The organism is Carboxylicivirga fragile, from assembly GCF_050589805.1.
Taxonomy (GTDB): domain Bacteria; phylum Bacteroidota; class Bacteroidia; order Bacteroidales; family Marinilabiliaceae; genus Carboxylicivirga; species Carboxylicivirga fragile.
The window spans coordinates 130,920-150,940 of the sequence record NZ_JBNGOY010000001.1; the positions used below are offsets into that span (position 1 = coordinate 130,920).

The 20,021-nt window shown below is 35.3% G+C and carries 21 protein-coding genes; all 21 read right to left on the reverse strand.

Annotation, left to right across the window (positions count from 1 at the left end; all coding sequences use genetic code 11):
- Window positions 1-3: 3 nt before the first annotated feature.
- From ACRD7B_RS00600 to flxA, 21 genes are read right to left on the reverse strand one after another with little or no spacing between them, the layout of a single operon-like run.
- Window positions 4-1,482 (reverse strand): phytoene desaturase family protein, encoded by a 1,479-nt coding sequence (locus tag ACRD7B_RS00600; protein WP_430822492.1) that lies wholly within the window; start codon window positions 1,480-1,482, stop codon window positions 4-6.
- Complete coding sequence (locus tag ACRD7B_RS00605) at window positions 1,475-5,329, reverse strand: 1-acyl-sn-glycerol-3-phosphate acyltransferase (protein WP_430822493.1); 3,855 nt, start codon at window positions 5,327-5,329, stop codon at window positions 1,475-1,477. Before ACRD7B_RS00605 ends, ACRD7B_RS00600 begins: the two co-directional genes overlap by 8 nt.
- A 4-nt stretch (window positions 5,330-5,333) precedes the next feature.
- Entirely contained in the window at window positions 5,334-6,500 is a 1,167-nt protein-coding gene (locus ACRD7B_RS00610; protein WP_430822494.1) for a DUF2062 domain-containing protein, read from the reverse strand.
- A 14-nt stretch (window positions 6,501-6,514) separates the two neighbouring features.
- A complete protein-coding gene (locus ACRD7B_RS00615; RefSeq protein WP_430822495.1) occupies window positions 6,515-6,883 on the reverse strand; it encodes an ApeI family dehydratase in 369 nt (122 codons plus the stop codon).
- A gap of 7 nt (window positions 6,884-6,890) precedes the next feature.
- A complete protein-coding gene (gene lolB2 / locus ACRD7B_RS00620) occupies window positions 6,891-7,478 on the reverse strand; it encodes a flexirubin biosynthesis protein LolB2 (RefSeq protein ID WP_430822496.1) in 588 nt (195 codons plus the stop codon).
- Window positions 7,441-8,097, reverse strand: coding sequence for a flexirubin biosynthesis/transport protein LolA2 (gene lolA2 / locus ACRD7B_RS00625; protein WP_430822497.1), 657 nt, complete (start codon window positions 8,095-8,097; stop codon window positions 7,441-7,443). Before lolA2 ends, lolB2 begins: the two co-directional genes overlap by 38 nt.
- The gene (locus tag ACRD7B_RS00630) at window positions 8,094-8,831 is read right to left on the reverse strand and encodes a polysaccharide deacetylase family protein (protein WP_430822498.1); all 738 of its coding nucleotides are present in this window, start codon (window positions 8,829-8,831) and stop codon (window positions 8,094-8,096) included. Before ACRD7B_RS00630 ends, lolA2 begins: the two co-directional genes overlap by 4 nt.
- Window positions 8,832-8,833: 2 nt before the next feature.
- On the reverse strand, window positions 8,834-9,811 hold the full coding sequence (locus tag ACRD7B_RS00635) for a beta-ketoacyl synthase chain length factor (RefSeq protein ID WP_430822499.1): 978 nt from the start codon (window positions 9,809-9,811) through the stop codon (window positions 8,834-8,836).
- Between the two features lies 1 nt (window position 9,812).
- Entirely contained in the window at window positions 9,813-10,994 is a 1,182-nt protein-coding gene (locus ACRD7B_RS00640) for a beta-ketoacyl-[acyl-carrier-protein] synthase family protein (protein WP_430822500.1), read from the reverse strand.
- A gap of 6 nt (window positions 10,995-11,000) precedes the next feature.
- Window positions 11,001-11,255 (reverse strand): phosphopantetheine-binding protein, encoded by a 255-nt coding sequence (locus ACRD7B_RS00645; RefSeq protein ID WP_430822501.1) that lies wholly within the window; start codon window positions 11,253-11,255, stop codon window positions 11,001-11,003.
- A gap of 3 nt (window positions 11,256-11,258) precedes the next feature.
- The gene (locus tag ACRD7B_RS00650; protein ID WP_430822502.1) at window positions 11,259-11,819 is read right to left on the reverse strand and encodes a hypothetical protein; all 561 of its coding nucleotides are present in this window, start codon (window positions 11,817-11,819) and stop codon (window positions 11,259-11,261) included.
- Window positions 11,812-12,948 (reverse strand): beta-ketoacyl synthase N-terminal-like domain-containing protein, encoded by a 1,137-nt coding sequence (locus tag ACRD7B_RS00655; protein ID WP_430822503.1) that lies wholly within the window; start codon window positions 12,946-12,948, stop codon window positions 11,812-11,814. Before ACRD7B_RS00655 ends, ACRD7B_RS00650 begins: the two co-directional genes overlap by 8 nt.
- Window positions 12,932-13,348 (reverse strand): acyl-CoA thioesterase, encoded by a 417-nt coding sequence (locus tag ACRD7B_RS00660; RefSeq protein ID WP_430822504.1) that lies wholly within the window; start codon window positions 13,346-13,348, stop codon window positions 12,932-12,934. The genes ACRD7B_RS00655 and ACRD7B_RS00660 overlap by 17 nt, the downstream gene beginning before the upstream one ends.
- Window positions 13,349-13,363: 15 nt before the next feature.
- A complete protein-coding gene (locus tag ACRD7B_RS00665) occupies window positions 13,364-13,759 on the reverse strand; it encodes a hypothetical protein (protein ID WP_430822505.1) in 396 nt (131 codons plus the stop codon).
- Window positions 13,760-13,765: 6 nt separating this feature from the next.
- Window positions 13,766-14,179, reverse strand: coding sequence for a hotdog family protein (locus ACRD7B_RS00670; protein ID WP_430822506.1), 414 nt, complete (start codon window positions 14,177-14,179; stop codon window positions 13,766-13,768).
- A 6-nt stretch (window positions 14,180-14,185) separates the two neighbouring features.
- Complete coding sequence (locus tag ACRD7B_RS00675) at window positions 14,186-15,253, reverse strand: methyltransferase (protein ID WP_430822507.1); 1,068 nt, start codon at window positions 15,251-15,253, stop codon at window positions 14,186-14,188.
- A gap of 1 nt (window position 15,254) precedes the next feature.
- Entirely contained in the window at window positions 15,255-16,151 is an 897-nt protein-coding gene (locus ACRD7B_RS00680) for a lysophospholipid acyltransferase family protein (protein WP_430822508.1), read from the reverse strand.
- Complete coding sequence (locus ACRD7B_RS00685) at window positions 16,151-16,390, reverse strand: acyl carrier protein (RefSeq protein WP_430822509.1); 240 nt, start codon at window positions 16,388-16,390, stop codon at window positions 16,151-16,153. Before ACRD7B_RS00685 ends, ACRD7B_RS00680 begins: the two co-directional genes overlap by 1 nt.
- Window positions 16,391-16,397: 7 nt before the next feature.
- Window positions 16,398-17,624 carry a beta-ketoacyl-[acyl-carrier-protein] synthase family protein gene (locus tag ACRD7B_RS00690; RefSeq protein WP_430822510.1) on the reverse strand — a complete coding sequence of 409 codons (1,227 nt, stop codon included), beginning with the start codon at window positions 17,622-17,624 and terminating at the stop codon, window positions 16,398-16,400.
- A 6-nt stretch (window positions 17,625-17,630) separates the two neighbouring features.
- Complete coding sequence (gene flxB, locus ACRD7B_RS00695; protein WP_430822511.1) at window positions 17,631-18,356, reverse strand: flexirubin biosynthesis SDR family reductase FlxB; 726 nt, start codon at window positions 18,354-18,356, stop codon at window positions 17,631-17,633.
- A 27-nt stretch (window positions 18,357-18,383) separates the two neighbouring features.
- Window positions 18,384-19,943 carry a flexirubin biosynthesis tyrosine ammonia-lyase FlxA gene (gene flxA, locus ACRD7B_RS00700; protein WP_430822512.1) on the reverse strand — a complete coding sequence of 520 codons (1,560 nt, stop codon included), beginning with the start codon at window positions 19,941-19,943 and terminating at the stop codon, window positions 18,384-18,386.
- Window positions 19,944-20,021: the final 78 nt, after the last annotated feature.

A 20,021-nucleotide genomic window follows, 5' to 3' on the forward strand; every position in this document is an offset into this window, starting at 1 on the left:
AACTCAATGCTTAATAAGTTTTTGGTATAAATAATTATCGCCTAAAAATTGTGCGCAGGTTAAGAATGATGAAATCGATACACCAAGAATACCATGCATATTTAAGTTTTGGCCAGTAAAATATAAATTTTTCAAGCGCGTTTGCGGAGTAATAATTGAATACAATGGATTTTTGTAATCTTTTACCACACCATAAGCCGAGCCATTATAGCTTGCGGTATAATCGCGATAGCTTAATGGTGTTGATGTATAAAACGACTTGATATTTGATTTTAATTCTGGTATTTTCTCAGAAGCTAAATCAATTAATTTCAAAGCCTTTTCATTTTTAAATGCCTCATATTCCTCACCTCTGTTTTCAATGGTACTATTGGCCCATTTTTCTACGTCTGAATATTTCATGTAAGCAATAATACAGAAACCATTGGCATATTCATTGCTCTGGTGATTTAAAGGTGTATACATCAATACATTCTGAGGCCATTTGTCAAGTTCTGTTGTCCAAACTTCATTGCTTTTAAAGTAGTGATGGTTGTAATTTTGGTATTTTATCTTGTTCTTTTTTAAAACCACATATACCGAAAACATTCCGATGGAATCTTCCTGAGATAATATTCGATTTCTATATACTTTTTTGAACGCACCATCATCAATTATCGACATAAATGTTTTGGGGTGCATACTTGAAATAAACTTTCGCCCATGAATAATTTCTCCATTTTTGAGCTTTACGTTTTGTACAGCACCATCTTTTACATCAATCTCACTAACTTCAGAATTGCGTTTAATTATACCACCATTTGCCTTTATCGCATTGGCCATAACGTTTGCCATACCGCTTCCACCTTCCTTTATTCTCCATGAACTTTTAATAAAAGAATAGTTTATTAAGGCATGTGTATACAAGGCGGTTGAACCAGCTTTACCTGCATACAAAATATTGATACCTGCCAAAACTGCTCGAAGCTCGGCATTGGAAGTTAAACCATTGATAAATCCGGAGGCCGATTGTTCTGTATAAGGACTTTCTGCTGAAAAATTCCTTATCTCTGATTTTAAACTGTACAAAGGAAATGATTCACAGACCTTTTCTATACCCTTCATGTATTCATCTATCCCATTTACTTCCTTTGGGAAATAGGATTTTAAAGTTTCCGAGTAACGCTCATGGCCTTGTGGAATTTGATATTCCTTATTATTAATAGTCAGTAGTTCGGATTGATTTAAATCAAGCTGTTTTAATGTTAGTTGCCCCTTTAGTCCGAATAAATTAAAATACCTGTCTAAGACCTCTCCATCGCCTAAGCTCTCGGTGTAATTTAATCCTGTATTAAAAACTACTCCGTCGCGAACAAATGATTGCATCATACCACCTATTCGATCGTTTTTCTCAAGCACACACACCTTCAGTCCTTCTTTACTTAAAAGGTAAGCGCATTGCAAGCCTGACAAACCACCTCCTATAATCACTACATCAAACATGAACATTGTTTTTAGGTGACTTGGAAAGAATATATGTTACGTTGGAGGTATATTTGGCATTATCAACCTTATTAAAGTGTAGATTATTCTTTTGGGCAAATTCCATAATTATTTTGGATGATACAAAATCTACCTCATAATCCATCTTATTAAATTTAAATAACTTAATGGAGAAGAACTCGGTTAACTTGGTCACTTTAGTTCTATTCTTTAAATCTGTATCGGCATCTCGAATTACAAGCATTCCCAAATCTGACAGTTGCTCATACGCTTTGCCAAGTACCTTTAGTTGTTTTTCCCTGGAAAAATAATGTAGTACATCATTAAAAATAAACACATCAGCAGGTTCAAACACATCGGTAACCACATCTTTTTTATTAAAGTGCAGCTGCTTGTTTTCACTTGCCACTTCTTTAGCAACACCTATTTTATCTTCGTCGTAATCCCATCCTACAATCTCACGATTATTGGTGGTATATGACAACATGTTACACAAAAAACCATAACCACAACCAACATCTATTATCTTTCCATCTTTAGGAATTATTTGATCATAAAACCTATAATTCTTTTCCAAGCTAATCTTAACTCTAAGGTACCATTCAAGTATGGGACCTTTATACACATATTGATTAATTAATCGGCGAGCGTAAAAGTCAACATTTTGTTTTTGATCTTTAAGAACCCCAAACTGTTCTCTATAAAACGCAGTCACTTTTTTTGCTTGTGGCCGATATGTTATTCCTTTTTCAAGGTTTATCTCATCAACCTTTATTCGGTCGAAGAACTTAAGCGTTATGTGACCTGCTCTTAAAAAGAATTCAGTTTTCGGCATGCATTCGTAAGCACCATGCAACAAAATCGGCAGTATGTCTAAGCCCAGATAGTCAGCTAGGCTAAATGCTCCCTGGTGAAAACGATTAATCTTCCCATTTTTGGTACGCGTACCTTCCGGAAACACCAATACAGAATAACCTTTATCTACTTTAGCTTTGATTTTTTCATAGCCGTGTTCAATACCCGTATAAATAGGATAAAAGTCGATGTAGCGAATAATGTACCCATAGAATGGATTCTTCCACACCCATTCATTTGTCAACACAATAATTTTAGGGCTCATCAAAAGAATTAAAGCAATATCAAGATGTGATTGATGATTACAAATAATTACAGCTGGTTTAGTTAAATCGAACTTTTGTTTGTCGATGTATTCTTTTTTAAATAAAAAGTTCAGCCCCACTACCAGATTACATATTAAATACATAATGTAGTGGATACAACGTTTTTTCTTCTGTTTAAAAAAGGGAGTGACTTTAAAAATAAAAACGAGAAGCGAAACCCCTATTACACCAGCTAGAAAAATAAGAAATGAAATAATGGATATTAATACATCGAGAGCAACTATTGGAAAAATGCGTTTTTTTCCACCATTTGAAACCAGTAAGTTAAAAATAAATGGTAAAATCGTAAATGATATGAGGATGACAGATAGTATTCCTAGTACAGTAACTATGGCTATTGATTTTAAGGCAGGATGTTGCGCAAATATAAGCACACCAACTCCTATCAAGGTTGTTGAAACACTTAATAGTATAGATACTTTATAGGGCAGTATGCTTTTTGTACCATATTTATGCTTATTAATTAAACCTTGGGTAAGAAAAATTGAATAATCAATTCCCAGTCCAAAAATAAAGGTGCAAATAATGATATTGAAGATATTGAACTGAATATCAAAGAGCCCCATTAAACCAATGGTCCATTGCCAACTTAATACTATGGGAACAAATGTAATAAGCGCTAACTCAATACGTCCCCAGAAAAGTAAAATGATTAGAAAAACAACTATCATCGAGTAGTTGATTAATTTCGTAAAATCATCCTTAAGCACTTCGAAAAATCGATTGGTAAAGAATTGCTTATCAAGTATCAGAAGGTCAGACACAGGGCCAAGTATGGCAAAGAACTGTTTCTTTTGAGCTTGATCTACCTTGCATACAGAAACCAAAGACGTTTTATCAGCTTTCTCATTTATTAAGTTGCTCAGAAATAACTCTTTTATAAACTTTTGATCGTCCACTGAAATACTTGCGTAATCTTCTCGCAATTTAGCATAGAAAGCATTGAATGTGCTTGCTTTGAAATGATTGTTCTTGCCCGCTTCCGTGAAAGCTGAAATTGTTTTATCCAGATTTTTTTCTTTCCAAAATTGATTCCAACGGTTCAATTGTTCTCTTTGTTTATTCTCTGAAATCAATAAAGTACTTACACTGCTTAAGGAGCCAATAACATCAGAACTTTCTAGTTCATTAAAAAGTGCCTGGTGCTTCTCTAAGGTTTCCAAGGCATTATTTAAGTCGGTGCCTTCGGTAACTACATATATGGCACTTGCTGTTTCGGTACTTATAGCTTTTAGGTTCTTTTCAGCCTCAGCGAGATGTTTGGGTAGATAATTAAGGTTAGCAATGTCGGCATCAAATGTTATTGATTTACCAGTAAAAAAGAAAAGTATCGATAATACGAATACGCCAACAAGCCAATATTTATTTTGGTGAAAATTAATGGCTGCAATTTTATCAAAAATACCATTTGTTTCAACTTGTTTTTTTGCCTTTTGCTTACCAAAGAACAATGGAAGACAAAACAAGACAAATAAAGATGAAGCCATAACGCTAAGCCCAGCGAAATACCCAAGTTGATTTAAAGCCTTTGAATTAACTACACTTAAACAATAAAATGCACTAGCCGTTGTTAGACTACTCATTATAATTGGATCGGAAATATCTTTTAATATCTCCCTGACCGAATGTCCATACCGAACATGCGAAAAGTAATGCAATGAAAAATCGATGGATATCCCAATTAAAATGGCTCCCACCCCCAAAGATATAGCTGACAGAGAGTCATAACTTACAGACATAATGCTCAATGCAAGGCCAACTCCTAGTACTACGGGGGTAAATAAATAAAAGAGGACTTTTATATTTCGAAAAACAAATACGAATAACAGTAAGAGCAAAACTAAAGCTACAGCCACTGTTAAGAAAATATCCTTTTGAACGCGGTTAGCATTAGCCACCGCAACAGCTGTTCCTCCATAATATTCAACAAATACATCTTCGGGTATTTGAGCAGCCAGGTAATTATCTATTTGCTCAATAAGTACTCTATTTTCCTTTGTATTCTTCGATGAGAAGACCGGATCGACAAAGCATAAAGCATGTTTTTTATCCTTTGTGAAAATGTGGGACTTATGGAGTGTAAAATTCTGATCGAGTTGAAATGTCTTTAATCGTTCCAGAAATCGAGGCACAATACTGAGTGGATCTTTTAGAATATAACGTGCTGTTCCAAATCCTGTTGGAGCAATTATGCTTTTATAATTCTTAAGCATTAAACTTTCAAGGTAGGGTTCATGAATGATGGTATCCAAATAGGCATAATCCTCATCGCTCAGATAATATGGTAGATTGCGATAAAAATAATCGTATACATCAATAAATGCATTTTCAGCAACAATGCTACGTACAGCTTTAATGCGAACAGTGTCTTTCAGAAGGTGTTTAGCAAGCTTATCAAGCACTTGTATAAGCTTGTTTTCACCGAGTAGGCTACTATCTTTTAATGAGACATTAAATATGATCTGATCAGCAAACTTAGAATTAGAAAAAGTCTCACTCATCTCAGTAATTCGCTCATCCATTGGAATAAGCGATGAAACATCTTCTTCTAAATTTATATTTTTAATAAAAAACACAAGCGCTAGTATAAGCACAACAAGTGGCACTAACATGCGTCTACCTGCCGAACTAAAAACCGTGTGTATGTATATAAAAAATTGATGCATTCAATTATTTAAGTTTGGTGAACGACAAAATGAGGTAGCTAAGTCCATAAAATAATCCTCCGGCAACAATAGACAAACCAATGGCACCTAAAAGGTATTGCTTAATATTAGTTGTTATAGATGAGATGTCGAGTGCGGTATCGACCTCAAACGAACCAGCTCCCATTAAGAAACTACCCATCACATAGCTTAAATATAAGATTATCGGAATCATTGGAGGAAGGCTAATATTGGCAGCTACAAAAAAAATTGCCTTATTAAGTTTTAACCAGTGTGCTATTAAAAAACCAATTAATAATTGGTAGCCCCAAACTGGAAAAATCCCCATAAATACACCGAAGCCGATTGCAGCAGCTATTTTATGTTTCGTTTCATTCCCATCAATTATTTGTGTTCGGATTATTTCTTTAAAACTTTTGCCTTTAAATTCACGCAGTATCATACGTGGACGATGAATTAAGAAGGCAAGTGTAACCAATATGGAATTCAGTACACTAATGCGGAAGAAATCAAGAAAAGGACGAAAATGTGAGATTCGCTCTTCTTTACTCGGATAATACACATCAATTGGTATACAACTGACTTTAATGCCTTTCCATGCTGCCCTAACGATTACTTCAATTTCAAATTCATATTTTGAACAAAACCATTTCTTTTTTTCTAGCGCTTTTATTGGATACAGGCGATAACCCGATTGTGTATCTGGAAGTTTAATACCGGTTTCAACAGCAAACCAAAAATTGGAAAATTTATTGGCGAATCCGCTTGACTTCGATTGTTCCTTCCCTTCCATATGCCTGCTACCAATCAACAAGCTGTTAGGATTATCATTAATAGCATTTATAAATGTGGGTAGATCTTTGGCATAATGCTGACCATCAGAATCAATGGTAATGGCATATTCATACCCCAATGAGAGGGCATGTTTAAACCCGGAACGAATAGCATAGCCCTTACCCCTATTGGGTTCATAATTAACTATCTCAACCCATTCTATATTTGAAATAATAGCCGTTGTTGAATCTGTACTACCGTCGTTTACAACAATAACATTAGCTGTGTATTTTTTTACATCATTTATAACTTCTAACAATGTTTGTTCATTATTATAAGTCGGTATTATTACACAACACTTAAGCTTATTAAATTCCTCTGCTATCGCCATCATCATCTTGTTCCAATGCTTTATTTCCTGGAATAAAGCGCTCTCATTTTTAGATATTTATTTCCATCCTGACTAAACAGAGCATTGATAGACAATTCGTTCTCATCGTTCTGTTTTAAAGTTATTTTCAAATGCAATGATAGTATTTCTTGGGGATTAATTAGCTTAAGAAACTTAATATCACGTGCCGATTTTAAAGTGTATTCCGTGTCTATGCATTCTTTAATAATTTCACTCACCATTTGAACCTGACAAACTCCTGGTGTTATTGGCATTTCAGGAAAATGTCCCTTATAAATATCACTTTTTTCGTTAAGCTTTAAAAGCGCTTCAATTTCCGATTCACTTTGGTTCTGGATGGTATATGAGAAAAAATTATTAGTTAGCATGATTCCTTTATTTCAATAATTTTAGATTCATTTTAAAACGAATACCACTATGCTTGAACTCGATTTGCTTTGGAATCCCATTCTGGTAATTATTAAAATTCACGCGAATACCATTAATTAAGCGGCACTTTTTTATATTACTTATTTTTTTGTCATCGTATGTTGTGTATTTATAACCAGAACGACTTTTATAAACATTCGCCTTCTTTTGTTTTAATAGAGGTAAAGTGTGTAGCAAAAGTGAAAAATCCTGGGCTAAAAGTTTTTGAGCTGATTTGCTCTGAAACAAACTACTTGCATTTTTTAATTCCATCAGTTCACCATTGGTAAAATACTCACAAATGGTTAATCCCACCTCACTTAATAATACAATATGATGCCCTTTACCTTCTTTTTCAGCTTTAATTAATAACAAGCCTGAAAAGAAATTACCAAATACTTCGATATTTACCTTATACAAAGCAGAAGCTGCATCGGCCATTAATGGCGGCTGAATGTGTAGCTGCTTGTATTTATCAGTCGCGTTTTGGGAGCACACGTATGTAGACAAGCATATGCTACTCGCAAGCAAAAGTATCAGCAGCCAATTGCGCATTAAATTTCTTATTTAAAAAGTTAATCTCCGTATAATTATCCTCTTTCTCGTACATAATAACTTTGTTAACCGAGAAGTTTGTTTTATCAATCTGCAACTTTATCTCACTCAACACTTTTTTAAGCTCCTCATCTTTAGGTTGCATAAGCACTGTATATTCTTTTTCATTCTGCTCAGCACTAACATTAAATGATGGATCGGTAAAGATTGTTCCATTAACCGAACTTACAATCAATTCACTAATTTGAGAAAACATTTTATTGGACTCTATATCGTATTCACTAACGCGGCCATCTGTTTTAATACTAAAGATTCCATTGTTTATAACAATTAGGTATTCAAATGGATCGACATACTCCCACCGCAATCTATTCTTTTTATCGAATATTAATTTGCCCGTTGAAGTAACCACAGCATCCAAATATTGTAAATGTTTATTCTGCTCAAAATCGCAACTAACCGATACAATATCGCCTGTTTTAACTAGCATTTCTGACTGTAATTGCTCCAATGAAATTGACTTACTTTCCTGTCCTTTAACTGAACTAAGACATAGGCACAAGCTTGCAATTAAAATATATTTAAGGTTTAAATTACCTAATCTTGTTTTCTGTTTCATAAAGCAATAGGTTTTAGTTTTTGCTTTTTACAATACAGCAATATCTGCTCCAATTCGTCACAAACATGTTTATTTGTATCGTGTAACAATATGATTGATCCTGGTTTAAGTTTTCTTTTAACTGTCCTCAAGACTTGTTCCGGTGATTTGACTGTATCTTTTGTTCTGATACTCCATCCAATACATTGTTTGCCGCAAGTTTTAATTGCCTTCGCAATCAGGTTATTACTTACACCAAATGGTGGACGAAAAAGATTACTTTCTTGTATGCCTATTTTATTCAATTCTTTATCTGTAGCTATAATTGAGACTTGCATTTTTTTAGTACTCCATATCGGAAAACTATTAGAATGTTCATAGCTATGATTACCTATACTATGACCTTCATTATGCATTCTGCTTAACACAGCTTTGTTTTCGGCTATTTTATTCCCAATACAAAAAAAGGTAGCTTTTGCATCATAACGAGCCAATAAGTCTAATATTTGCGGGGTTCTATCAGGGCAAGGACCGTCGTCGAAAGTTATGGCTATTTCATTGTTATTGCCAGATAAGTTGCATACAGACTTTATGAATAAATTGTATTTTAATACAGATACGCCAATAATTGTGATGGTAATAAATAATGCAGTAATTAAACCCACCAGAAATAATATAGAATCACTCTCCTGCCCCATTACAAAGACAAGTATTATTGAGATAATATATATAACAATGAGTCTATTAAAACGCATATTTAATTTATTGAAAGCAACATTAAACTTTGCTCACCACCTACATTGTTGTAAATTAATACATTATTGCATGCTTCTATTTTAGCCTTGTTTTTTGTCCAACACGCAGGTATACTTTGATCTTCTATCGCTTTAACCCCCAAATATAAAGCAATGGATGAAACCGTTCCGAACTCTCCAACAAACGGTTTGTACCAAAGGTATGGCTTTTCGGCAAAGGTTTTATGAAAATCAGAATAAGAAGGATCATCTTCAAACTTATCGCCTGCAACAACAAGATCAATGTCATCAATTGACAAACCATATTTCTGAAGTTCATCGTTAAAGTCACACTGACTTGAATTAATAATGCTCACGCCCTTAAATACAACTTCACTTTCATCGGAGCTTAATACAAAGAAAGCACCACCCTCACCCAATTTAGCATCTTTATAGCATTCCAAGTCCTTAATTAGTTCGTAACTAGTTTCAGTTAGTTCATCAACACCTCCAACTAAAACATTTTTAGCTTCATTATCTAACAAAAGTAATTGTGCATCCAGCAATGCACATTCAAAAGAATTATGCATTTGCGAAAAGGTAAAATTATAATTGCTGCATTTGAGCAATAATGCCAATTGGCCAGCTATTGTATTATGGGTTGATTGAATAAAGTGAGTAGGATTTGGCAAAGCCTCATTATCTTCGATCAGCTGTGTTAAAAAACTAGTGGTATCTTTAATACAACCCAAAGCAGTACCAACTATTATGGCATCAGGATTGTCAATTTCAGCATTCTGCAATGCTGATAAACTACAGCTAACACCATTCCGTATAATGGGACTCATTCGCCGCAATAACTTTGGACTAATATATTTCTTATACTCGGGTTTTATGCAATTATAAAATGAGGCATCGGTATTAATCAATTCCTCCGGCAGATAACTTCCGAATGTAGCCTGTGCACTAATGCAGTCTGATGATTTAATATATAATGCCATATTATTTTGAAAAAATGACTGTTGAATTATTACCACCAAAACCAAACGAATTTGACATCACATTTTTAACGCCACCGTTTTTAATCAACTTAGTATTGGGTACCAACTTGAGTTCTTCAATTGGTCTTGAAAAGTTCAAGTTAGGGTAAATAACATCATTAATAATGGATAAAACCGAGAATACGGCTTCGATGCCAGCTGCTCCAGCCAAAGTATGACCAGTATATGATTTGGTGGATGAGAACGAAGGTACTTTTCCTTCTCCAAAAAGTCGATTTAAAGCAACGCCTTCAGACAAATCATTATTCTGCGTACCTGTACCGTGCACATTAATGTAATCAATTGAACTTGCCTTAATTCCGCTCATCTTTAAAGCCTCTGACATGGACTTAAAGGCCCCATCCCCATTTGGCGACGATGCTGTTTGATGATAGGCGTCATTGGCATTGGCAAAACCTCTTAATTGGCATAAGTATTTTTCAACTTCATTCTTTCTCTCTAATACTAAATAGCCACCTCCTTCAGCTAAATTCAAACCTTTTCTATCGGCATCAAAGGGCTTACAATAGTCTTCATCCAATATCATTAATGAATTAAAGCCATTTAAAGTGAATTTGGTTAAAGCATCAACGCCACCAACCACAACACGATCCACAATTCCGTGATTCAATAAGCGAACCCCGTGAATTAGAGCATTGGTTCCGGAAGAACAAGCTGTATTTAGAGTCGTGTAATAATCTGTCGAATTCAGATATTTTGCAATTTCTTTACTCGAATCACCACAAGGATGAGTTTGCAGGTAAGAATTGTCACCAGTCTCTTTAAGAAATCGTTTTTCAGTAACGTCCATACCACCAACTGTGGTGGACGAAACGATACCCGTTGTTTTTTCTCCATTTACCGATACAGCCATTTTAAAAGCTTCATTAGCTGATACCATAGCCAATAGGGCTGTTCGACTGTATTTATGAACATTACTTACAGGTAAATCCAACATTGTTGCAAGTTCGGCATTACTGCGTTTTACCTCACCCAACTTGAACTTATCTTTATGAACGGTTTCAAGGTATTGAATCGAATCAATACCCGACTGTTCATTCACAAGGGATGTAAAACACTCCTGTGCATTTGTTCCAATGGAGCAAATAACACCAATACCAGTTACAACAATAGTATCACTCATTCTTAATTAGCGTTTGCTTTCAATAAAATCGGATAGTGTTTGAACCGATGTCATGATATCTTTACCTTTTTTCGGATCATCCAGCTTAATGCCATACTCTTTTTCAAGTAGCACAATGATCTCTAAAGCATCAATTGAATCAAGTGCAAGACCATCATCTCCAAATAAAGCATCGCTATCAGCAATATCTGAAATTTCAAAATCTTCTAGGTTCAACTGTTCGATTAATTGCTTTTTTAGATTTTCTTTTAATTCACTCATTTTCTAATTATTTTTTTGACACAACATCAAATTAGCACAATACGCACCTTCCATATCTACTTCAAGCCATCCAACAATAGCCTGCTTACACGAGCCAGAAGCAAAAAGAGTTGCGGTATAGTCCAATAATTCTGTTTTATTATATGTTGATTGAACAAAGAACATATGTTCTCCATAAAATTTATTTCTAATGCTTATTTCGCCAATTACAATATTGGGTAATGTATATACAAATACTGACGGACTAGGTATTTCACTTATTGATGATTGGTATTTAACATCGGTATGTAAGGAAGACGAAGTATTGGCCAAAACAATCGCAACATCATCACTATCTGTAAGGATATCATTCTCACCATTCAATAATACTTCAGAAGCTAAAAAACCAAGCTTACACAAATAATCCATTTTATAGTATTTGCTATACTTCAAATCCAGTTTCTTATACAAGCATTTTAGGAATGGGCCTATTTCAAGACTTTCGTCGTGAAAAAAATCAAGACCGTTTATCTTAACCTTTCCTTGCTCTATGGTAACTTCCTTTATAACTTGAATATTATCCATGTTTCTTAAAGTAAATAGCAGCATTACAACCACCAAATCCTGACATCAATTTCAAAAACTCTGTTATCTCCTTGGTCTCGTTCTCTTTTACTACGTTAATATCCGAAACAACTCCTTGTTCAAGCAATCCTTTCGTCCCGATTACAATATTCTTTTGCATGGCTAAAATAGAAATGATTGACTCAATTATGCCGGCAGCACCCAAGGTGTGACCAAAGTAGCCCTTTAAACCAAAAACAGGAACAGTCGCTAAACCTGACCTATAAATAGCTTGTGATTCCATATCATCATTAAAGGGAGTAGCTGTGCCATGTGCGCAAATTGCATCAATGCTTTTAAAATCCTTTAATGTTGCTTGAATTGCACGAAACAAACCTTCTCCAGTTCGAGATGGTCCGGAAATGTGGTTCGCATCATTCCTGATAGCTCCGTTAACAAGTTCTATCGTTTGAGAAGAAGTTTCGTTAGTAGCCCGAGATAAAACAAGGCTTGCAACACCTTCACCTAAGGTCAATCCATTCCGGTTTGTATCAAATGGTTTACATGGTTCTGCACTTAACGATTGAAAAGATTGAAAGCCTGAAACTATAAACTTGGATAATACATCAGCTCCCAATATCACCACATTCTCGTATAAACCAGCATCTATGTATCGCTTGGCTACAATAAAAGCCGCTAAACCCGATATGCACGCATTAGATACCACTTGAGCCTTGGAAGTAAAACCAAAATAATCAGCGATCTTCTGAGCACACGAAGCTAAAAGCACATCGCTTGGATTCGTATGCTTATGTAATTGATCAATATTTCCCTTTGTTGTACTAAAAATAAAACCAGTTCTTTTACTTTTAACATCAACAGATTTAATAATTGATTTAATGGAAAGAATTGATAATTGCTCAAGTTTAGTATAGTTCTCAAGTCCAGAATGTTCGGCAAGTTTCTGTTTTAGCACACCCTCATCGATTAGACTTGCTTGAAAATCAGAATCAGAAATGTTTCTATTAGAGCACAATTTTATACCAGATTTATCTGAAACAACTTGCTGAAAGTTTTCTTCCGATGTCCAGCCCAAAGGCGAAATAATGTTATGCGCAGCAATATACACCATATTATAAGCCCTGTTCATTTTTCCATTCAATGTAAAATGGAGGATTGGTAATCTGCAACTCGCCTTCCTTATTCAAGAAAACCTGAATGCTCATTGCTTTGGCAACAATTTTCTGATCTGTCTTGCGGCTTATCTCATATTCAAAATATATTTTGGCAGCATCAACGCTTTTAAAAATTGTTTTTACTTCCAATTCATCACCGTAATGCACTTGATTCTTATAATCGATATCAACTTTAACAATTGGGGTTAAATAACCTTTATCGTAAACATCGTAGTATCCTAAACCATATTGTTGGCCAAATGCCTCACGCCCATCCTCAAGAAACTTCACGTAGTTACCGTGCCACACAATTTGCATAGCATCAACTTCGCTGAAACGCACTTTTATATTTGTTGTATTAATTAGCTTCTTCACTATTTCAAATCTTACTTATTCAGTCTCAAACATGGGTTGAATTCGCTTCGAAACCAATTTAGTTATGACGGCTCGTTTTGTATTAAAATCCATTGACATGCCTGTATTTACAGTCTTCGTTTTTTTTAACTCCTTGTTATCAATGCTTAGAAATGTCGCATAACCTTTTTTATCACCAAACGCCTGATTCTTGTAGGTGAATTTTAATATAAAGTTAGCTTTAGTCTTATCCTTTACAATTGTCCAATAGCCCCAAAACTCTAGAGCATTAGTTGCATGTGTGACGGAAGCCTCATCAGGTGCTTCAATAAAAACATTATTACCCTTTAGGGTAAGTTCTGAAAACTCATTTTCTTGCGAAAACCCAATACTACTTATCAAGCAAAAAACGATAGCTAATGTTATTCTCATACTAAACTAGTCCTCCTTTAAAAATATATTCAATACACATTTTGCAACAGCTTCTCCATTACAACTTACATGTCCTTCTGCAATATTAACGCCCAAGGCTGTATTAACAATTTCAACATTGGTCAGCAAAACATCACCAACAACAACTTGTTTATTAATTTCAAGATTCTTTACAGATCCAATAAAGCCTATTTTAACTGCTTTATTGTTCTTTTTAGCATTGCAACCTTCAAGAGCCGCTGCCGTTTGAGCCATGTTTTCAATTAAACCACTCTCAGCCATACACCCATTTTCAACCAAAGGATTATTCTTTTTAACGACATACTCTGACTGAACACTTATATCTGTAAAATCAATGACGCGATCGACAAATACAAATGGTGAACGTTGTGGTATTAATTCTTCAATGGACCAGTTCATGGACTTTTACGTTTTCTTACAAATCAATAAAGTATGACTTACGCCAATATTACTTACTCTCTCCTCAACTTCTAGCCCAGCTTTTTCAATTAAGGCCAACATATCCTCAGTGTGGTACATTTGGCTACAACCATTCGCAATGTTAGTAAAATACAATGAAGTTGCATGTAAACTATAAGTAGAAGCTTCAAATTCCTGATCGTCCCAATAGGTTTCAAGAATATATACACGCCCCTGCTCATTAATTGCATTTGCCGATCGTATTAATAGCTGCAAAATATCCTCTTGCGAAAAGCAATCAAGAAATTGGCTCATCCAAACAATATCAGCTCCTTGAGGGAAAGCATTATCATGATCAAGCAGGTTTAAAGGATGACCATCAATTCGATCTGAAAAACCATTACTTTCAATGTTTTCATATGCCACATTTAGCTGCCCTGGTAAATCCAAAATGGTGACTTTAACATCAGGATTGTGCTTTGCACATTGAATAGAAAACTTTCCCGTGTTACCACCTACATCCAGAATTCTACGAGGCTTGTTTTTAAAAACCAAAGGTAGCACCTCTGGGAAAGCGTAATCAGAATAATAATGATCAAATGCAAACCAGCTTTCTTTTGCTTTTTCAGGCAAATGAGCCAAGCCTTCATATACCGTTGGCCAATCACCAAATACCTTCAATCCTGTGGGTTTCCCTTCTTTAATTGAATCCTCAAGTGAAAACATGCCTTCGTAATTAACATCTTGCGTAAAATCCATGTTAACACGGGTAAGCTCGTCGCATAAAATGTACCAACCTGTTTTTGTCAGCTTATATTTATCTTCATTAACAATCACCAGCTCCAAACTAAGTCCGGCCTCAAGTAAAACCTTAACACCATAAACCGATAAGTTTAATTCTTCAGCAATGGCTTTAATGCTAATTCCTTTACGATGTTTCTTAATCAGTTCAAGAATACCGAGGTTACGCAAAGCCAGGGAGGCTTGAAACATAATAGGTGCAAAAGCTATTTTTTGAGCATCAAACTTAGCCTGTAAGGCTGATTTTTTATCTTCTCCGTACGATACTGACATATTATTCTTTCATTTCATTAGTCCAAAACCGATGGTAATTAAACCATTGTAATGGATATTTTTTGACCATCGTTTCAAGATGTTGAACGTACTCGTTAAGCATCTGTTTATTGGCCTCTTTTTTTAGATCTGGCTTACGAAAACTAGGATACACCTTACCTTCTGTTGCATAAAAATGGTAATGCGTATTGCTTTCCTTCAAGGTGAAAACAAAGCTCACCGGAACCGAATATTTACTTGCTAATAACATTGGCCCAATTGGGAATTTTGCTTTGGCTCCAATAAAAACAAGTTCAATATATGGTGCATCCTCTACAAAACGGTCTCCATGCATTGCAACCAGTTCCTTATTCTTAAATGCTTCAATAACAGCAAATAGATGCGACATATCGTCCTTGATGGGGATAATGTTCACTTTCTTTTCACTAATAGCCTCGTTTAAAACCTCTTTTAAATTCTGATTTTCAACATCAACCATTAAAATATTAATGACAGAATCCACTCTTTCAAGCAATTCTCCAGCCACTTCCCAGTTACCCATATGTGCTCCAAGTAGCAAGCCACCTTGTTTATTCTCTACCAAGGCATGTAAAAATTCCTCGCCTTCAAACTCAAAGGTATACTGCTCTTTCTGTCCGGATAATATGGCTATTTTATCAATTAATACTTTCCCCAGAAATAAATAATTCCGGTATATGCTACTAATGGTTTTGTAACTCCCATAGCCTAGCCTTTTGCTATAGAAATAAGAAATGCTTTTCTTATTGGAAACAATCAGGTAAAAAAGAGTAACGGGATAAAGCAAGAAATAAGCAAGTCTGATATCTATCTTCAAAACAGCTATGAAGATGCGATATCCTAATGGACTACCTTTCGACTTGCCTGTCCACTTACTCATTACATGTTTTTTTCGATATAATCGTATAGATCATTTAATACTCTGATATCCTTCATTTCTTCACGTTTAACTTTAAAGCCAAACTCTTTCTCGATGATAACAACAATATCAACAAAATCTAAGCTTTCCAAACCCAGATCATCAATAAGATGAGCATCATCAGCAATTACATCTTGCTCAATTTCAAACTCATCAATTAAAAATTCAACAACTATATTTTTAATTTCACTCCTCTCCATACTTCTACTATTTACTATATTTTGATAATATTATTGAAGAATTAGTACCTCCAAACCCAAAGGAGTTAGATAATACTGTATTCAATTCTTTTTCAGTTGTTTTAGCAATGAGGTTTAGTCTCTCCGAATCTTCATCGGGAGTTACTAAATTAATATTTGGTGCTATAAATGATTTATCCATCATAATTGAGGAATAAATGAGCTCGCTGGCTCCACCCATCCACATTTCATGACCAGTCATTGATTTTGTTGAGCTAATCGGTGCTTTACTATCTCCAAAAACTGCATTTAAGGCCCTGGCTTCCATCGTGTCACCAACTGGGGTTGAAGTCGCATGAGCATTCACATAATCAATTTGCTTAGCTGCCATATTTGCATCCTTCAAGCATCTTTCCAAAGAAATGGTTGGCCCCTCTTGGTTAGGAACCGAAATATGATCTCCATTGGAAGAAAAACCATATCCTTTTATTTCAGCTACAATATCCGCCCCACGTGCTATTGCAGATTCAAGACTTTCAACAACCAGTGATGCACCACCGCCACTAGGTATTAGTCCATCACGATCCTTATCAAATGGGCGCGATGCTTCGTTTGGTTGATCGTGGCGCACTGAAAAAGCAGATAAACCATCGAAACTGCCCATTGACTCGGGGTTAACCTCCTGACCGCCTCCGCAAAGAACAATGTTTTGATAGCCATGCTTGATTAAGAAATAAGCCATCCCAACAGCATGTGAACTACTGGCACAAGCTCCACTAACGGTAAAGTTAATCCCTCGCAGTTTATAAATAACCGACAGATTCATTGAAATGGTCGAATTCATGCTCTGAAAAATTGAACCAGAGCCCAACAAGGTAGTATCTTTTGTTTCACGAACTCTGTCAATGGATTCAATTACAGGTATTGATGAGCTATCGTTTCCATACAATATGCCAACTTCATTTTTCTCAAGGAAGTCCATATCTATCTTAGCATTCTCAAATGCTTCAGCGGTGGCCATGAATGCGTATTCACCTTGCTCAGGTAAACCAATACGTTGTCTCCTGTTTAATAATTTTTTCAGATTAGGGCGTTCAATAATTCCTGTTAGCATTGAACGAAAACCTAACTCTTTTCGTTTGCTATCAATTCCGATTCCAGAAGTACCATTGTACAATGACTTTGACACCTCTTCTATGTTTTTTCCAAGTACCGAATAGATACCAACACCCGAAATAACTACTCTTCTATTCATAATTATTTAACTATACATTCCACCATTAACAGCAATCGTTTCACCAGTAATATAAGAAGCTCCATCGGATGCCAAGAAGCTGACAACACTGGCTACCTCTTTGGCTTCTCCAAAGCGATTTAAAGGAATCATCTTTTTCCAGCTTTTCTCATCAATTTGCTCGGTCATATCTGTTTTTATAAACCCCGGCGCTACGCAATTTACAGTAATTTTCTTTTTACCAACCTCCATAGACAAGGATTTAGTAGCAGCCATAATAGCACCTTTTGAAGCCGAATAATTCACCTGCCCCGGATGACCTTTCTGCCCTGATAATGATACAACATTTATGATGCGACCAAATTTACTAACAACCATTCCTTCCAGTACTTCACGAGTAACATAAAAGAAGCTGTTTTGGTTCGTATTAATTACTTTATTCCATTCGTCATCCGACATGAAAACCATTAGGTTATCAGCAGTAATACCTGCATTATTAACCAATATATCGATGTATTTTTCATTCTTTTGCATCCAGCCACCAAGTATTTCATTCACTTGACTTGAACTTGAAACATCAAAAGGCAGAAGTTCAGCACTTCCCCCGTTCTCTTTAATTTCGTCAAGTACTTTTTCAGCCTCTGCATGGTTCGATCTATAATTAATCAACACGTAACACCCTTGTTGTGCCAAGGCCAAGGAAATTGCTTTTCCAATACCTCTAGATCCTCCTGTAACTAATGCATTCTTCATCAGAATATTAATTTAAATCTGTGAACATTAGTTTGCCTTTAATTCAGATGGTAACTCAATATAGCTGTCAAACAAATGATTTACCATTACAGCAATTTCTTCATATTTCGGTGTATCTTCCACAAATACAGGCACAATCTCTCGTAATTCGTGATATATCTTTTTTGTGAACGCAGACAACTTATCACTTACTTTTAAATAATCAATAGCCTGTAATAAAGCTATCATTTCAATAGCCTGTACCTGAAATGCATTATCAATAACTCGTTTTGTTAGCATTGCTGAATTAGTTCCCATGCTAACGATATCCTGATTATCGTTATTGGTAGTAATACTATGCACATACATCGAATTTGATAAGGTCTGATTTTCGGCAGCCGTTGATGTGGCAGTAAACTGAACACCTTGCATGCCCAGGTTTAAGCCTAAAGTACCTAAATTCACAAAAGGAGGTAAGATTTCATTTATCTTACTATTGAATAAGAATGCTGTTTGGCGCTCGGCCAACATTGATATTCTTGTGACCGCCAATTTAAGTTTATCCATTTCCAAGGAAACATAGTCGCCATGGAAGTTACCTCCGTGATAAACATTTTTATTTTCAACATCAACAATTGGGTTATCGCTAACCGAATTAGCTTCATTGATTACCACTTTTGTAGCTGACTCAACCGTCTCGAAGATAGGCCCTAATATTTGTGGCACACACCTAAGTGAGTAATACTCCTGTACTTTTCTTTTAAAAATTCTTTCGTCAGCATTCCCCGAGAAAAAATGATCTTCACGACGTTCTATAAGCTTACTATCCTTAAGAATACAGCGCATAGTACCAGCAATATAGTCCTGTCCATCATGTTTTTTTACCGAATTCAGTACAGCAGAAAAATGATCATCAAAGGAAGACACAATTTCGTTGAGCATTACCGATGCTATCAAGGACCAGTTAAGCAATTGCTTTGACTTAATCACATTAACTAAACCAACTCCTGTCATCACAGATGTTCCGTTAATTAATGATAAGCCTTCTCGAAGTTTTACTTCAATGGGTTTAATATTTAACTCAGTAAATACATCCTTTGTTTTGCGAAACTCATCTTTGTAAGTAACATGTCCTTCTCCAATTAAAACCAAGGCTAAATGAGCTAATTGAACAAGATCTCCACTAGCGCCAACACCACCATGTTCCGGTAAAAATGGATAAATATTAGAATTTATCAATTTCTCTAATAATTCGATGCACGATGGGTGTACTCCTGAATAGCCTTGCATGATGGCACGCATACGAACGAGCATTGAAGCTTTAACGTAAATGTCCGGTATTTTTTGTCCCGCGCCTGCTGAGTGACTTCTGATTAAGTTATACTGAAGATCAACCAATTTATCGTCACCAATACGATACTGAGCCATAGGACCTAAGCCCGTATTAATACCGTAAATTACCTTGTTCTTGGCAAATTCTTTTAAAAACTGATAACTATCTTCAACTTGTTGTTTACTGTTGGTATCAATCTGAACATCCTTCCCCTTAAATAAAATTTGATATACATCCTCAATAGAAAGAGCCTGCTCGGTATTTAATTTGATCATAATTGAGACGACTTATACTTTTATATTCGATCTGCAAAGAAAGCAAATTATAGGATAAAATGCTTACGGAATTTTACA

Bases quoted from the DNA above. Each gene is read 5' to 3' on its own strand.
- ACRD7B_RS00600 (WP_430822492.1), bottom strand. From the start codon at position 1,482: ATGTTTGATGTAGTGATTATAGGAGGTGGTTTGTCAGGCTTGCAATGC.
- ACRD7B_RS00605 (WP_430822493.1), bottom strand. From the start codon at position 5,329: ATGCATCAATTTTTTATATACATACACACGGTTTTTAGTTCGGCAGGT.
- ACRD7B_RS00610 (WP_430822494.1), bottom strand. From the start codon at position 6,500: ATGATGATGGCGATAGCAGAGGAATTTAATAAGCTTAAGTGTTGTGTA.
- ACRD7B_RS00615 (WP_430822495.1), bottom strand. From the start codon at position 6,883: ATGCTAACTAATAATTTTTTCTCATATACCATCCAGAACCAAAGTGAA.
- lolB2 (WP_430822496.1), bottom strand. From the start codon at position 7,478: ATGCGCAATTGGCTGCTGATACTTTTGCTTGCGAGTAGCATATGCTTG.
- lolA2 (WP_430822497.1), bottom strand. From the start codon at position 8,097: ATGAAACAGAAAACAAGATTAGGTAATTTAAACCTTAAATATATTTTA.
- ACRD7B_RS00630 (WP_430822498.1), bottom strand. From the start codon at position 8,831: ATGCGTTTTAATAGACTCATTGTTATATATATTATCTCAATAATACTT.
- ACRD7B_RS00635 (WP_430822499.1), bottom strand. From the start codon at position 9,811: ATGGCATTATATATTAAATCATCAGACTGCATTAGTGCACAGGCTACA.
- ACRD7B_RS00640 (WP_430822500.1), bottom strand. From the start codon at position 10,994: ATGAGTGATACTATTGTTGTAACTGGTATTGGTGTTATTTGCTCCATT.
- ACRD7B_RS00645 (WP_430822501.1), bottom strand. From the start codon at position 11,255: ATGAGTGAATTAAAAGAAAATCTAAAAAAGCAATTAATCGAACAGTTG.
- ACRD7B_RS00650 (WP_430822502.1), bottom strand. From the start codon at position 11,819: ATGGATAATATTCAAGTTATAAAGGAAGTTACCATAGAGCAAGGAAAG.
- ACRD7B_RS00655 (WP_430822503.1), bottom strand. From the start codon at position 12,948: ATGAACAGGGCTTATAATATGGTGTATATTGCTGCGCATAACATTATT.
- ACRD7B_RS00665 (WP_430822505.1), bottom strand. From the start codon at position 13,759: ATGAGAATAACATTAGCTATCGTTTTTTGCTTGATAAGTAGTATTGGG.
- ACRD7B_RS00670 (WP_430822506.1), bottom strand. From the start codon at position 14,179: ATGAACTGGTCCATTGAAGAATTAATACCACAACGTTCACCATTTGTA.
- ACRD7B_RS00675 (WP_430822507.1), bottom strand. From the start codon at position 15,253: ATGTCAGTATCGTACGGAGAAGATAAAAAATCAGCCTTACAGGCTAAG.
- ACRD7B_RS00680 (WP_430822508.1), bottom strand. From the start codon at position 16,151: ATGAGTAAGTGGACAGGCAAGTCGAAAGGTAGTCCATTAGGATATCGC.
- ACRD7B_RS00685 (WP_430822509.1), bottom strand. From the start codon at position 16,390: ATGGAGAGGAGTGAAATTAAAAATATAGTTGTTGAATTTTTAATTGAT.
- ACRD7B_RS00690 (WP_430822510.1), bottom strand. From the start codon at position 17,624: ATGAATAGAAGAGTAGTTATTTCGGGTGTTGGTATCTATTCGGTACTT.
- flxB (WP_430822511.1), bottom strand. From the start codon at position 18,356: ATGAAGAATGCATTAGTTACAGGAGGATCTAGAGGTATTGGAAAAGCA.
- flxA (WP_430822512.1), bottom strand. From the start codon at position 19,943: ATGATCAAATTAAATACCGAGCAGGCTCTTTCTATTGAGGATGTATAT.